This is a genomic window from Sphingomonas aestuarii (assembly GCF_054457155.1).
This window is the reverse complement of sequence record NZ_JBTKVV010000006.1, coordinates 25,889-39,237: the sequence shown is the minus strand read 5'-3', so window position 1 is coordinate 39,237 and position 13,349 is coordinate 25,889. Positions and strand designations below refer to the sequence as shown.

Annotated in this window: 17 protein-coding genes; 6 read left to right on the top strand and 11 right to left on the bottom strand. The window is 65.7% G+C overall.

Translation table 11 applies throughout. From position 1 onward, the window contains the following. Positions 1-2: 2 nt before the first annotated feature. The 11 genes from ACX0GZ_RS12130 to ACX0GZ_RS12080 form a co-directional block, all read right to left on the bottom strand. Complete coding sequence (locus tag ACX0GZ_RS12130; protein WP_458816786.1) at positions 3-434, bottom strand: DUF6628 family protein; 432 nt, start codon at positions 432-434, stop codon at positions 3-5. A gap of 69 nt (positions 435-503) precedes the next feature. Next, positions 504-1,868, bottom strand: a complete 1,365-nt coding sequence (locus ACX0GZ_RS12125) for a bifunctional folylpolyglutamate synthase/dihydrofolate synthase (protein ID WP_458816785.1) — start codon at positions 1,866-1,868, stop codon at positions 504-506. A gap of 112 nt (positions 1,869-1,980) precedes the next feature. After that, positions 1,981-2,835: an acetyl-CoA carboxylase, carboxyltransferase subunit beta gene (accD, locus tag ACX0GZ_RS12120; RefSeq protein ID WP_458816783.1), complete on the bottom strand. Its 855-nt coding sequence runs from the start codon at positions 2,833-2,835 to the stop codon at positions 1,981-1,983. Continuing rightward, complete coding sequence (trpA, locus tag ACX0GZ_RS12115) at positions 2,832-3,632, bottom strand: tryptophan synthase subunit alpha (RefSeq protein ID WP_458816781.1); 801 nt, start codon at positions 3,630-3,632, stop codon at positions 2,832-2,834. The genes accD and trpA overlap by 4 nt, the downstream gene beginning before the upstream one ends. Further along, the gene (locus ACX0GZ_RS12110) at positions 3,629-3,883 is read right to left on the bottom strand and encodes a hypothetical protein (RefSeq protein WP_458816779.1); all 255 of its coding nucleotides are present in this window, start codon (positions 3,881-3,883) and stop codon (positions 3,629-3,631) included. Before ACX0GZ_RS12110 ends, trpA begins: the two co-directional genes overlap by 4 nt. After that, entirely contained in the window at positions 3,880-5,109 is a 1,230-nt protein-coding gene (gene trpB, locus ACX0GZ_RS12105; protein ID WP_458816777.1) for a tryptophan synthase subunit beta, read from the bottom strand. The genes ACX0GZ_RS12110 and trpB overlap by 4 nt, the downstream gene beginning before the upstream one ends. 147 nt (positions 5,110-5,256) lie before the next feature. After that, positions 5,257-5,895: a phosphoribosylanthranilate isomerase gene (locus tag ACX0GZ_RS12100; protein WP_458816775.1), complete on the bottom strand. Its 639-nt coding sequence runs from the start codon at positions 5,893-5,895 to the stop codon at positions 5,257-5,259. A gap of 16 nt (positions 5,896-5,911) precedes the next feature. Then, positions 5,912-6,418, bottom strand: coding sequence for a GNAT family N-acetyltransferase (locus ACX0GZ_RS12095; protein ID WP_458816773.1), 507 nt, complete (start codon positions 6,416-6,418; stop codon positions 5,912-5,914). Between the two features lie 8 nt (positions 6,419-6,426). Next, the gene (locus ACX0GZ_RS12090) at positions 6,427-6,804 is read right to left on the bottom strand and encodes a hypothetical protein (RefSeq protein WP_458816771.1); all 378 of its coding nucleotides are present in this window, start codon (positions 6,802-6,804) and stop codon (positions 6,427-6,429) included. A 177-nt stretch (positions 6,805-6,981) separates the two neighbouring features. Then, entirely contained in the window at positions 6,982-7,659 is a 678-nt protein-coding gene (pyrF, locus tag ACX0GZ_RS12085) for an orotidine-5'-phosphate decarboxylase (RefSeq protein WP_458816769.1), read from the bottom strand. Then, on the bottom strand, positions 7,656-7,991 hold the full coding sequence (locus tag ACX0GZ_RS12080) for a lipopolysaccharide assembly protein LapA domain-containing protein (protein ID WP_458816767.1): 336 nt from the start codon (positions 7,989-7,991) through the stop codon (positions 7,656-7,658). Before ACX0GZ_RS12080 ends, pyrF begins: the two co-directional genes overlap by 4 nt. 114 nt (positions 7,992-8,105) lie before the next feature. Between ACX0GZ_RS12080 and hisI the strand changes: the two genes are divergently transcribed. The 6 genes from hisI to ACX0GZ_RS12050 are packed head-to-tail and all read left to right on the top strand — an operon-like array spanning position 8,106 to position 13,260. Then, complete coding sequence (gene hisI / locus ACX0GZ_RS12075; protein ID WP_458816765.1) at positions 8,106-8,468, top strand: phosphoribosyl-AMP cyclohydrolase; 363 nt, start codon at positions 8,106-8,108, stop codon at positions 8,466-8,468. Next, positions 8,465-8,959: a hypothetical protein gene (locus ACX0GZ_RS12070; RefSeq protein WP_458816763.1), complete on the top strand. Its 495-nt coding sequence runs from the start codon at positions 8,465-8,467 to the stop codon at positions 8,957-8,959. The genes hisI and ACX0GZ_RS12070 overlap by 4 nt, the downstream gene beginning before the upstream one ends. A gap of 46 nt (positions 8,960-9,005) precedes the next feature. Further along, positions 9,006-9,431 (top strand): MerR family transcriptional regulator, encoded by a 426-nt coding sequence (locus tag ACX0GZ_RS12065; protein ID WP_458816761.1) that lies wholly within the window; start codon positions 9,006-9,008, stop codon positions 9,429-9,431. A gap of 20 nt (positions 9,432-9,451) precedes the next feature. Further along, positions 9,452-11,254 carry an acyl-CoA dehydrogenase C-terminal domain-containing protein gene (locus tag ACX0GZ_RS12060; protein ID WP_458816759.1) on the top strand — a complete coding sequence of 601 codons (1,803 nt, stop codon included), beginning with the start codon at positions 9,452-9,454 and terminating at the stop codon, positions 11,252-11,254. 9 nt (positions 11,255-11,263) lie between these two features. After that, the gene (locus tag ACX0GZ_RS12055) at positions 11,264-11,746 is read left to right on the top strand and encodes a PH domain-containing protein (RefSeq protein ID WP_458816757.1); all 483 of its coding nucleotides are present in this window, start codon (positions 11,264-11,266) and stop codon (positions 11,744-11,746) included. Further along, positions 11,746-13,260 (top strand): PH domain-containing protein, encoded by a 1,515-nt coding sequence (locus ACX0GZ_RS12050; RefSeq protein WP_458816755.1) that lies wholly within the window; start codon positions 11,746-11,748, stop codon positions 13,258-13,260. The genes ACX0GZ_RS12055 and ACX0GZ_RS12050 overlap by 1 nt, the downstream gene beginning before the upstream one ends. The last annotated feature ends 89 nt before the right edge of the window (positions 13,261-13,349 follow it).

Sequence of the window (13,349 nt, the reverse complement as noted above, 5' to 3'; positions counted from 1 at the left end):
AATCACCCGCATGTGAGTGGCCGCCCGCAATCCGCAAGCGCAAAGGCCAGCGCCTGCGCGGTCGAGAGCGCCGCACCCGCATCGCGCACGCCCATCAGGTCGGCGAGCAGCAACGCCGCCGCGCACGGATTGTCGCTGGCGCGCTCGATCACCGCGAGCAAGGTCGCTTCCTGCGCGGTCATCCGGCGGCAGCACCAGGGCGCGATGGTGATCGGCCCCGCCGCCCCGCGCGACATTTCGAGCATCAGCGTGCGCATCAGCGTGAGCGGGCGGCGGAAATCCTTGCCGAAATGGGTCATGAACGCGTGGGCGGTCGCGGCGTCGTCCAGCCCCTTTGCGCCCATCAGGCGCATGGCGAACAGGATGGTGCGGCGCGTATCGTCAGACGGCGCGGCGTGGGGGAGGCTGTGGGCGAAGCGTTGAGCGACTTGCATAAGCGGGGACTCCATCGGCTTGATCTGCAAGCTGGCGGACGCGTTATTGCAAGTCAATATCAATAGAGATCAGTCGGGCAATTCATCGTTCTCGACGAGCACTTCACCGGCGAGATAGAGCGATCCGCAGATCAGCACGGTGGCGGATTTGCCGTTATTCGCCAGGGAGCGGAGCGCGGACGCCACACCGGGGGCGGTCGAGACGCCTGCGATGCCTGCCGTGCGAGCGACACGGGCGAGTTCTTCCGGCGCGTGATGCGCATGGTCGGGCACCGGCACCGCGGTGACGCTGCGCGCGTGCGGGGCGAGCCCTTCGATCAGCGTGCTCGAATCCTTGTTGGCGAGCATGCCGATGACGACATCGACGCCCGCACCCGGTGCGACAGCGGCGACCGCGTGCGCCAGTGCGTCGGCAGCGGCGGCATTGTGCCCGCCGTCGAGCCACACCCGGCTGCCGGACGGTAGCGAATCGGTCAGCGGGCCTTGCCGTAACAACTGCATGCGCGCGGGCCAGCGCGCGGCGGCGGCGGCGTTCAGCGCCCCATCGGAAACCGGTAAATGGCGCTGCGCGCGCAGCATCGCGGCCGCGAGCGCGAGGTTGGCGTGCTGATGCTCGCCCGCCAGCATGGGGAGGGGGAGGCTAACTTCGCCCGGCGCCACGGGTGATTTTTCTAACAGGTGGGTATGCGTCCGAGAATTGCTGACGAGGATGCGCTGATTTGCGACATCGTTGCGCCAGTTCCAGTCGCGACCCTGGCGGAGCAACAACGCGCCTGCGCTGGCGGCGGCGTGTTCGATCGCTTCGTTGATCGAAGGGGGATAATCCATCGTCACCAGCGGAGCGCCCGCCTTGGCGATCCCCGCCTTTTCGCGCGCGATGCCCACGGGGTCGCTGCCCAGAAAGGCTTCGTGATCGACGCCGAGTTGCGCGATGCCGGTGACCAGCGGCGCATCGATGACGTTGGTGGCATCAAGCCGTCCGCCCAGACCGACCTCGATCACGCAGGCGTCGGCGGGCGTGCGCGCGAAGGCGAGGAAGGCGGCGGCGGTGGTGATTTCGAAGAAGCTCGCGCCGATCCTCGCCGCTTCCGCTGCGTCCAGCACCTCCGCGAGCAGCGGGGCAAGCGCCGGGTCGCCGATCAACGTGCCTGCCAGCCGGATGCGTTCGTTGAAGCGGACGAGGTGCGGGCTGGTGTAGGCGTGGACGCGGTATCCGGCCGCCTCCAGCCCGGCGCGCAGGAACGCGCAGGTCGATCCCTTGCCGTTGGTGCCCGCGACGTGGAACACCGGCGGCATCGCGCGGTGCGGGTCGTCGAGCGCAGCGAGCAATGCCGTGATCCGCTCAAGCCCCAGGACGTCCGCGCCGGGGGACCGCGCCCATAGGCGGTCGAGTTGGGCCTGCACGGCGGGGTCGGTGGAGCGGGCGTGGTCCATGCGCTTCTTCCAATCACCCGTTCGTTTCGAGCGAAGTCGAGAAACGCTCGCTTACGCCCAGCTCACGTTTCCCGACTTCGCTCGAAACAAACGGGAAGGGTATGGAGACAGGCTAAGCCGCCTTCCGCTTGCCGCACAGATGGCCGATCACCTGGCCCAGCACCTCCGGCAATTCCTTGCGGTGCGTCACCATGTCGATCAGGCCGTGCTCCAGATAATATTCCGAAGTCTGGAAGTCGTCGGGCAGCTTTTCGCGGATGGTGTTTTCGATCACGCGGCGTCCGGTGAAGGCGAGAGTCGCGCGTGGCTCGGCGATCTGTACGTCGCCCAGCATCGCGTACGCCGCCATCACGCCGCCGGACGTGGGATCGGTCAGCACAACGATATAGGGCAGCCCCGCATCGTGGAGCATCTCGATCGCCACGGTGGTCCGCGGCATCTGCATCAGCGACAGGATACCCTCCTGCATCCGCGCCCCGCCGCTGGCGGTGAACACGATGTACGGCGCTCGGCGGGCGATCGCCGCTTCGACCCCGGCGATGAAGGCTTCGCCGACGGCCTGGCCCATCGATCCGCCCATGAAGCCGAAATTCTGGACGCCGACCACCGCCTCGCGGCCCTGGATCAGCCCGGCGGCGTTGACGAAGGCGTCCTGATCGCCGGTTTCGCTGCGCGCCGCCTTGATCCGGTCGACATAGCGTTTCGAGTCGCGGAACCTGAGCGGGTCTTCGGTCACGCGTGGGGACGGCAGCACTTCATGCTCGCCCTCGTCGAACAGATAGTCGAAGCGCTGGCTTGGCCCGATGCGACCGTGATGCTCGCAAAGGGGGCAGACATGGAGGTTTTCCTCCAGTTCCTTGGTGAACACCATCTGCCCGCACCCCTTGCACTTGTGCCAGAGATTGTCGGGAGTCTCGCGTTTGGCGACGAAGGGGAGCGCGTTGCGGACGCTGTCGAGCCAGCTCATGCGGGTTCCTTTCTGGCCGCGCGGATCGCGGCGGAGAGGGTCTGGATATAGGCGGTGACGGCGGCGGGTGCATCCGCGCCGTGCTCTGCCACGAGTTCGACGATTGCCGAGCCGACCACCACACCATCGGCAACGCGCGCAATGGCCGCCGCCTGTTCCGGCGTGCGGATGCCGAAGCCGACCGCGATCGGCAGGTCGGTGGATGCTTTAAGTCGAGCGACGGCTTCCTCGATCGAGGATTGGGCGGCCTGTTGCAGCCCGGTGATCCCGGCAACCGAGACGTAATAGACGAAGCCGCTGGCGCCTTCGAGGACTTGCGGCAGGCGTGCCGCATCGGTGGTCGGAGTTGCGAGGCGGATCGGCGCGATCCCGGCCGCGCGCAACGCCGGACCGAGCGCGTCATCCTCTTCGGGCGGAAGGTCGACGCAGATCACACCGTCCACGCCCGCATCGCGTGCGGCCTGCGCGAACCAGTCCGGCCCACGGCGGAGCATCGGGTTGGCATAGCCCATCAGGACGAGCGGCACGTCGGGGTGCCGCGCGCGGAAATCGGTGGCGATTTTCAGGATGTCGGAGGTTGTGGTGCCAGCGGCGAGGCTGCGAATGTTCGCCGCCTGGATTGCGGGGCCGTCCGCCATCGGATCGGTAAATGGCATCCCCAGTTCGATCACGTCCGCCCCGCCCGCGACGAGCGCGTCGAGGATGGCGGGGGTGGCCTGCGGCGACGGGTCGCCCGCAGTGACGAAAGCGACGAGTGCGGCGCGGTGTTGCTCGAAGACGGAAAATAGGCGGGTCATCGTGAAGCGCGATCGACGTAACGATTGTTTGCCAAGCCGTAGATGGCAGGCACGCTCACCAAAACAGCGCTGAAAGCACAAATCGCGAGTTCAGTGAGCCAGTCAACAGTCAGCCATGCAAGCCAAGCATCGATGTTATCCGATGCTATCCATTTGACAGCAATTCTAGCGACAGAAAGCAGCAGGAACATACGGACGATCAGTCGCGCGAGCCGAGCGAAGCTCGGTGCTAGATCTTTATCATTCGTCATATCGCCACCCCCAGCGCCTCGGCGACGGTGAAGATGTCCTTGTCGCCACGGCCGCACAGGTTCGCGAGGATGATCTGGTCCGACCGCATTTCCCGCGCGCGCTTGGCGACGGCGGCGATGGCGTGGCTGGGTTCCAGCGCGGGGATGATGCCTTCGGTGCGGCAGAGTAGCTGAAACGCATCCAGTGCCTCGGTATCGGTGATCGACGTGTATTCGACGCGCCCGATATCCTTCAGCCACGCATGTTCCGGGCCGATGCCGGGATAGTCCAGCCCCGCCGAAATCGAATGCGCCTCGGCGATTTGGCCGTCCTCGTCCTGGAGCAGATAGGTCTTGTTGCCGTGGAGCACGCCGGGGAAACCGCCCGCGAGGCTGGCGGCGTGCTTCTTTTCAAGCCCTTCGCCCGCCGCCTCGACGCCCAGCATCGCCACATCGGCATCGTCCAAGAACGGGTGGAACAGCCCGATCGCGTTCGATCCGCCACCGATCGCCGCGACCAGCAGGTCGGGCAGACGGTCGATGCGCGACAGCATCTGCGCGCGCGCCTCCTTGCCGATCACGCTTTGGAAATCGCGGACCAGTTCGGGGTAGGGGTGCGGGCCTGCCGCCGTGCCGATTATGTAGAAGGTGTCATGGACGTTCGCGACCCAATCGCGCAGCCCCTCGTTCATCGCATCCTTCAGCGTCGCGGCGCCGCTCGTCACCGGACGAACTTCGGCGCCGAGCAGCTTCATGCGGAACACGTTGGGCTGTTGCCGCTCGACGTCCTTTGCGCCCATATAGATGACGCAGGGGAGGCCAAAGCGCGCGCAAACGGTGGCGGTGGCGACGCCGTGCTGGCCCGCGCCGGTTTCCGCGATGATCCGCGTCTTGCCCATGCGGATGGCGAGCAGGATCTGGCCGATGCAATTGTTGATCTTGTGCGCGCCGGTATGGTTCAGCTCGTCGCGCTTGAACCAGATTTCGGCGCCCATGCCCTTGTCCGCGCTCTCGCGCAGGGAGTCGGTCAGGCGTTCGGCATAATAAAGCGGGCTGGGGCGGCCAACATAATGTTCGAGCAGATCGTCGAACTGCGCGGCAAAGGCGGGGTCGGCCTTGGCGCGCTTATATTCCTCGTCCAGTTCGAGGACGAGCGGCATCAGCGTCTCTGCGACATAGCGCCCGCCATAATCGCCGAAATGTCCGCGTTCGTCAGGCTGGGCGCGGTAGCTGTTGGGTGTGGTCATCGTGGCCGCGCTTTAGCACGGCTGGACGCTGAGGGAAGCCCAAGGCGACCCGCCCTTAAAGCCCGTTCGTTTCGAGCGAAGTCGAGAAACATTGGCCATTCGCGTGTGAGGGTTTCTCGACTTCGCTCGAAACGAACGGGGCGGGGGTCAGGCGGAATGAACCGCGCTGAGAAAGTTGGCAATCCGCGCCGCATCCTTCACCCCCGGCGCGCTTTCCACGCCCGAGGACACGTCCACCAGCATCGCTCCGGTGCGCCGCACTGCCTCGCACACATTGCCCGCGTCCAGCCCGCCCGACAGCGCCCAGGGCAGCGGATGGCGGAAGCCCTCCAGCAGCGACCAGTCGAAGCGCACCCCCATGCCGCCGGGAAGGGTGGCGCCCTCGGGCGTCTTGGCGTCGTAGAGGATGCGGTCGGCAGCTCCGGCGAATGCGCGGGCACCATCCAGATCGGCGCGGGTCTTGATCGCGACCGCTGCCCATAGCTCCAGCCCGGTTCGCGCGCGGATTGCGGCAACACGGTCGGGCGCGGCCTTGTGGATTTGAATCGCATCGAGCCGCGCGGCAATGCGCGCCGCGTCGATCAACGCATCGTCTGGATCGACGAACACCCCGACCTTTATGACGTGCGAGGGGACGCCGCTCGCCAGTCCGGCCACCCGGTCGAACCCGACATGGCGCGGGGAGGGTGGGAAAAAGACGAAGCCGACATGGCTCGCTCCGCCCGCAATCGCGGCGTTCAGCGTGTCGGGCGTCGAAAGGCCGCAAATCTTGGCTGTGGTCGGCATGGCGACCGCTTTGCCGTCAGACGAGCGGCTTGACCAGCACCGTCATGCGCAGCGGCGGATCGAGCGGGATCGGGAAGGGGCGCGTTTCGCCGCTGGGGGCGTAGCCGTGGCGGCGATACCAGTCGATCAGTTCGACTCGCCGGTCGATCACGGTCATCTCGATGCGTGTCGCGGCGAAATCGGCGCGGGCGCAGGCCTCGGCAGCCGCCATCAATTGCTTGCCCAGCCCCGTCCCCTGACGCGCCGGTTCGATGCAGAGCAGCCCGAGATAGGCGAGGCCGTCCCCGCGATCCGCGACATTGACGCAACCGAGCGGTGTGTCCCCATGCCATGCGATCAGCAGGCGCGATGCGGGATCGGTCACCAGTGCGGTCAGCGTCGCCGCATCGGTTCGTGCCCCGCTGACCAGATCGGCCTCGTGCGTCCAGCCGACGCGCGCCTCGTCACCGCGATAGGCGCGTTCGATGACCGGGTGGAGGATAGAAATATTGTCGGCGGTGGCGGTGGCAATCCGTATATCCATGCTCACGATCAGTCTCGCTTCACCCATCGTGCGGCGACGAGGGTGATGGCCGCGACGATCAGGAAGGCGGTCCACTGGTACAAGGGCACGAACAGGAACACCAACGCGGCGGTCGAGGATTCAGATACGAACATGGCGTCATAATAGGCGACCGCCGATGCCCCGGTGGAGACGGCGAGAAAGCCGAGCATCGCGATTGCGACTCGCCGGTCGCGCTGCCGCCATGCGAGCAGATAGGGTGCAATCGCCGGGCCGACGATCCACAGCGCGAACGGGATCGCCGCCAGCCACCAGGATGAGGATGTCGGGTCGCCCGAGTGGATCATCAGCGCGAGCAAGGCGATTGCGACCACGGCCCCCGTGATGCCCAGGATTCGCACTGGCATGTCGGCCCTTACCGGCAAGGCGTCATCCTTTCGCTGATGGGGTGCTCGAAGCGATCGAAGCGTCTGCCGTCCTTACGTCGTCATTGCGAGCGTAGCGAAGCAATCCAGAGCGCCGCGCACCATAGTGGATGGCTTCGCTATGCTCGCAGTGACGGCAGGGTGTCATGACACCCGGTCTTACAGCGTCGCCTCGATCGCGCGGGCGGCCTGGTCGGGGTCTTCGGCCTGGGTAATCGGTCGGCCGACCACCAGGATCGAGGCGCCCGCATCGAGCGCGGCGCGCGGAGTGACCACCCGCTTCTGGTCGCCCAGCGCCGATCCGTTGGCGGGGCGGACGCCGGGGACGACGAAAAAGCCGTCCTTCCAGGCGCGCTTCGCGGCCGCGACTTCGGCACCCGAACAGACGATGCCGTCCACCCCTGCCGATTTTGCGAGTTCGGCCAGCCGCACCACCTGTTCGTGCGGATCGGGCGCCAGTCCGATCGAGGTCAGGTCCTGGGCGTCCAGACTGGTAAGCATCGTCACCGCGACAACCTTGGTCCCGGTCGGTGCCGCCGCCTTGGCATCCTCCATCATCGCGCGCCCGCCCGATGCGTGAACGGTCAGGATCGCGGGTTCCAATGGGCGGAGCGCCTGCACGGCCTTTGCGACCGTGTTCGGAATGTCGTGGAATTTCAGGTCGAGAAAGATCGGCAGGCCGATTTCCGCCATTTCATGCACGCCCGCACGGCCATTGGCCATGAAGAATTCGAGCCCCAACTTGATGCCGCCGACATGGTGGCCGACCTTGGTCGCGATCGCCTTTGCCCGCGCCAGATCGGGGGTATCGAGCGCGACATAGATGCGCGCACTCATGCCCGCGCTCCGACCGGATCGACGCCGACCAGCAGGTCGCCGGGATCGACCGCAGGCGGCGGCGGGGCGGGTTCCTGGCTCTGGCGCAATTCGCCGATGGTGCGTTCCAGCGAATTGACCCGCATCCGCATCCGCCAGCGCAGCGTGTGATAAGCGATCAGCATCGGGATCAGCCCCAGCAGGAACACCAGCACCAGCAGGATCGGCAGGCTGACATCGGCGACCAGATTGCCCCACAGCGCGATTTCGACTCGTTCGGCTTCGTTATAGATGACGAACGCCGCCGCCAGGCCGCCGATCAGGATCCAGAACAGGATCTTCAGAAAACGCATCGAAATTCCGTCGCTGGGTTGGTCAGGCCACGCAGCTTAGGGAAAGCGTCCGGCTTTTGCCAGAGGCGGCGGCGTAGGCGTGACCTTCGCTCTGTCAGCGGCTAGATCGATGCGATGACCGATGTACGCGATGCCGGGCTGACGCTCGATCCCAACTATGATGCCGCCGGATTGGTGACGGCGGTGGTGAGCGAGCATGCCAGCGGCGAGGTGTTGATGGTCGCCCATATGAACGCGCAAGCACTCGCGATGACGCGCGAAACGGGCCTTGCGCATTTCTGGTCGCGGAGCCGAGCGGCGCTGTGGAAGAAAGGCGAGACGTCGGGCAACATGCTGCGCGTCGTCGAGATGCGCATCGACTGCGATCAGGATTGCCTGTGGCTGATCGTCGAGCCCGCCGGACCAGCGTGTCACACCGGTGCGCGCAGTTGCTTCTTTCGCCGGATCACACCGCAAGGGCTGGAGCGAATCGATTGAGGGTCGCGGCGATCGCATTCCTGTTACTGGCGGCCTGTTCGGAGCCAGTTGTCGACGCGCCCGATGCGGCGGGACCTTCGCTCGAGGAAGCGGCGATCGTGCGGGGATTGGTGCCGGATCCCGACGCCGCACCGCTGACCGGGCTGTTCGCTCGCGATGCCGACCGGCTGTGCCTGCGCGCCGGCGATGCGGCGGATGCGATCATCGGTGTGTCGATCGATTATGGCGAGGGTAACGGGTGCAGCGCGCGCGGCACGGCGCGACGGATCGGAAGCGGATTGGCGATCGAACTGAGCGAAGCGTGTCGCTTCGACGCCGATTACGACGGAGAGGTGATCCGCTTCCCCGGCGCGCTGCCCGCCGAATGCGCCGATCTTTGTCGTGGCAATGCGTCGCTGGCGGGAATGGCGACCGAGCGACTGAGCCATGCGACGGGCGAAGTCGCAGCCTTTCGCGACCGGCGCGGGCGGTTTCCCTGTGCAGAGACGTAACGTCACCCTCTTGACGTTCACGTAAAGGGAAAGCATAATTGCGGCCATGTCACAGGCTGCTCCCATTATTGCCGGGCTCGCGCCGATTTCGCCGCGCCCCGACCGCACGACCTTCAGCATTTCCGATCTGTGCGCCGAATTCGGCGTGACCGCGCGGGCGCTGCGTTTCTATGAGGACGAAGGGTTGATCGCGCCCGAGCGCAAGGGCTTGCAACGCGTCTATTCGCACCGCGACCGCGCGCGGCTGGCGTGGATTTTGCGCGGCAAGCGCGTCGGCTTTTCGCTGGGTGAAATCCGCGAGATGATCGACCTGTACGACATCGGCGACGGGCGTCAGGCGCAGCGCCAGGTGACCATCCAACGCTGCCGCGCCAAGATCGCGCATCTCGAAGCACAGAAGCGCGACATCGACGCCTCGATCGACGAACTCAAAGAATTCCTGTCGGTGATCGACACCGACCAGCGCCACTAAAGATACGCCCGGAGAGATTTATGCCCCAATATACCCCCCCCGTGCGCGACACGCGTTTCATTCTGAGCGATGTACTCGGCCTCGAAGGTCACGCCAATCTGCCCGGCTTCACCAACGCCACCCCCGATGTGGTCGATGCGGTGCTGGAGGAAGGCGGGCGGTTCGTCGCCGAAGTCCTGTTCCCGCTCAACCTGTCGGGCGATCAACAGGGCTGCACGCGCCATGACGACGGCAGCGTGACTACGCCCGACGGGTTCAAGGCAGCCTATGACCAGTTCGTCGAAAGCGGCTGGGCGACGCTGTCCGCGCCGGAGGAATTTGGCGGACAGGGGATGCCGCATGTCGTCTCCACCGCGTTTCAGGAATATATGATTTCCGCCAATATGGCGTTCGCCATGTATCCCGGCCTCACCCACGGCGCGATCGCGGCGCTGCTCGCCAAGGGATCGCAGGAGCAGAAAGAGAAATACGTCCCCAAGATGGTGTCGGGTGAATGGGGCGGCACCATGAATCTGACCGAACCACATTGCGGCACCGATCTGGGGCTGATCAAGACCAAGGCCGAGCCGCAGGGCGACGGTTCCTACGCGATCACCGGCACCAAGATCTTCATCTCGTCGGGCGAACATGACCTGACCAGCAACATCATCCATCTGGTGCTGGCCAAGACGCCGGGCGCGCCGGACAGTTCGAAGGGCATTTCGCTGTTCGTGGTGCCCAAGTTCATGGTCAATGACGATGGTTCGCTGGGCGAGCGCAACGCCGTGTCGTGCGGCTCGATCGAGCACAAGATGGGTATCCACGCCAATTCGACCTGCGTGATGAACTATGACGGCGCGATCGGCTGGTTGGTCGGCGAGGAGATGAAGGGCCTCGCCGCGATGTTCATCATGATGAACGCCGCGCGGCTGGGCGTCGGCCTGCAAGGGCTGGGCGTGGCCGAAACCGCCTATCAGAACGCGGTGCAATATGCCGAGGATCGCCGGCAGGGGCGCGCGCTGACCGGTGCTGCCGAGCCATCGGAAAAGGCCGACACCTTGTTCGTCCATCCCGACGTTCGCCGGATGCTGATGGAGGCGAAGGCGCTGACCGAGGGGCTTCGCGCATTGTGCCTGTGGGGCGCGCTCCAGGTCGATCTGGCGCACAATGCGTCGAGCGAGGAGGACCGGCAGATGGCCGACGATCTCGTCAGCCTGCTGACCCCGGTCATCAAGGGCTATGGCACCGACAAGGGCTATGACATCGCCACCAACGCGCAGCAGGTCTATGGCGGCCACGGCTACATCGCCGAATGGGGCATGGAGCAATATGTCCGCGATGCGCGGATCGCGATGATCTACGAAGGCACCAACGGCGTGCAGGCGATGGATCTGGTCGGGCGCAAGCTGGCGCAAAATGGCGGTCGCGCGGTGCAGGCTTTGTTCAAGGTCGTGACCGACGAGATAGCCGCCGCGAAAGGCGACGAAAAGCTCGCCGATTTCGCCGGCCGGCTGGAAAAGGCGCTGGGCGACCTGCAAGCCGCGACCATGTGGTTCATGGCCAACGGGATGCAGAACCCCAACCATGTCGGCGCGGGCGCGCACAGCTATATGCACCTGATGGGCATCGTCGCGACCGGCCTGATGTGGCTGCGGATGGCAACGGCGGCGCAGAAGGCGCTCGCAAGCGGCGGCGGCGATACCAGGTTCCTGGAGGCCAAGCTGGTGACCGCGCGCTTCTTCGCCGAACGCATCCTGCCGGATACGGCTGCGCTGCGTCGAAAGATCGAAGGCGGCGCGGACGCGATCATGGCGCTTGATCCGGAGATGTTTCGCGCGGCATAAGCGCATTATATGGATAGCACACCGCCCACGCTGAGCCCTCTGGAACCCGGCCAGCGATGGGTGATGCTCATCCTCAACGCCATCCCAAGCCTGATGCTCGCCGCTGGCGGTTTCGGGCTGGGCAAGGTGCTGGAGGATAATCTGGGCTGGCCGTGGTGGCCGTCCTTCGCGATTCTGGGCCTGATCGCGCTGTGGGGCGGAACAGGCGCGCCGCTGCGGCGGTTTCGCGCGTGGGGCTGGGCGCTGGCCGATGACGAGTTGCACGTCGCGCACGGCGTCTGGACCCAGGTTCATACCATCGTCCCGCTCACGCGCGTCCAGCATATCGACGTGGCGCAGGGGCCGCTGCAACGCGCATTCGGGGTGGCGACGCTGATCGTCCATACGGCGGGCACGGCGCATGCGACGGTATCGCTGCCCGGCATCTCGCGCGCGACGGCGGAAGAACTGCGCGACGTCGTCCGCACCCATGTCCGGGCCGAACCGTGGTGATGTCGGAATATGCCCGGCGGCTGCATCCGGGGACGATCGCGCTTAAGCTGATCAGGAGTTCGCCCGGCGCCATCCTTGGCATCCCGGCGGCCTACGCCGTGATCAGCGAGACTCCGTTTCTTTACATCCTGCCGGTGATTGCAGGCCTGATCCTGTTATCGGGAATATGGCAGTATCTGGACTGGCGACGCTTCACCTATGAACTGACCGACGATGCGGTGGTGATCCAGAGCGGCGTGTTGTCGCGTAATCGCCGGACCATTCCGTTCGACCGCGTGCAGGACGTCGATATCGAGCGCAATTTGCTCGCGCGATTGTTCGGGCTGGCCAAGGTCAATCTGGAAACCGGCGGCGCGGGCGAGAATGAAGGGGCGCTCGACAGCGTGTCGATGGCGGAGGCCGAACGGCTTCGCGGCGTGATCCGCAGACGCGCGGCACAGGCCCATGCCGAACCGGCGGCGGATGCCGGGGGCGATGCTGTCGCCGTCGCGCTAGTCGAGCATGACGCGCCCGTGCTGTTTTCGATGACGCTGGGGCGGGTGCTCTATTCGGGGCTGTTCCGCTTTTCGCTGGTGTGGCTGGCGGTGATCGGGGGTGCGTTCCAATATCTCGACGACTGGGTGCCGTGGGACAATATCGAGGTCGACGACCTGCGATCGCGCGCCGAAGCGGCAAGCGCCACGGCGGAGGCGGCATTCGTCGCGGGCGTCACGCTGACCGTGATTTTCGTCCTGTTCCAGCTGGGGGTCATCGCCGGTGTCGTGCGGACCCTGTTGCGCGACTATGGCTTCACGCTGACCGACGAGGGCGGGCGGTATCGCCGGGTGCGCGGGTTGCTGACCCGGACCGAGGCGGTCGTGGCGCTGCGGCGGGTGCAACTCGCGGTGATCGAGAACGGATTCGTCATGCGGCTGCTCGGCTGGGCGGGGGTGAAGCTCCAGACGCTGGGCAGTGGCGAGAAAGGCGAAGGCGGGCGGCAGGATGTCGCGCCGTTCGCGCGGCCCGAGGAGATCGACGGGGTGCTCGCGCCATTATCGCTCGAACGCGCCGACCCCGATGCGTTGACGCGGGTTTCGACGATGCATGTCCTTCGGATGGTCATCACCCGGATCGGCTGGATGGTCGCGCCGATCGTGGCGCTCGTGATCGCGCGCGCCAATCTGGTGGAGGCCGCGATGTTCCTGGCGGTGCTGATGGCGCTGTTCGTGTTCCTGCTGGTGCCTGTCGGAATCGTCGCGGCGCTCCAGCGCGGGCATCATCGCTATGGCTTGATCGGGCGAACCTTCCATGTCCAGCGCGGGGTGCTGGGACAGAGAAAATGGATCGTGCCTGCGCGCAACATCCAGGCGATCACCGTCCGGCGCACCTGGCTCCAGCGGCGGCTGGGCACCGCGAGCGTCTATTCGGATACGGCAGGCGCATCGATGATCGCGACGCCATCTGTCGAGGATGTGCGGCCTGGCGAGGCGTGGGCGCTGGTCGATGCGATCCGCCCGCTGCGGCGGTTGCGATGACCAGTTGACGCCTGACACCGTTCGTTTCGAGCGAAGTCGAGAAACGTGAACTTGGCGCTCGCGAGCGTTTCTCGACTTCGCTCGAAACG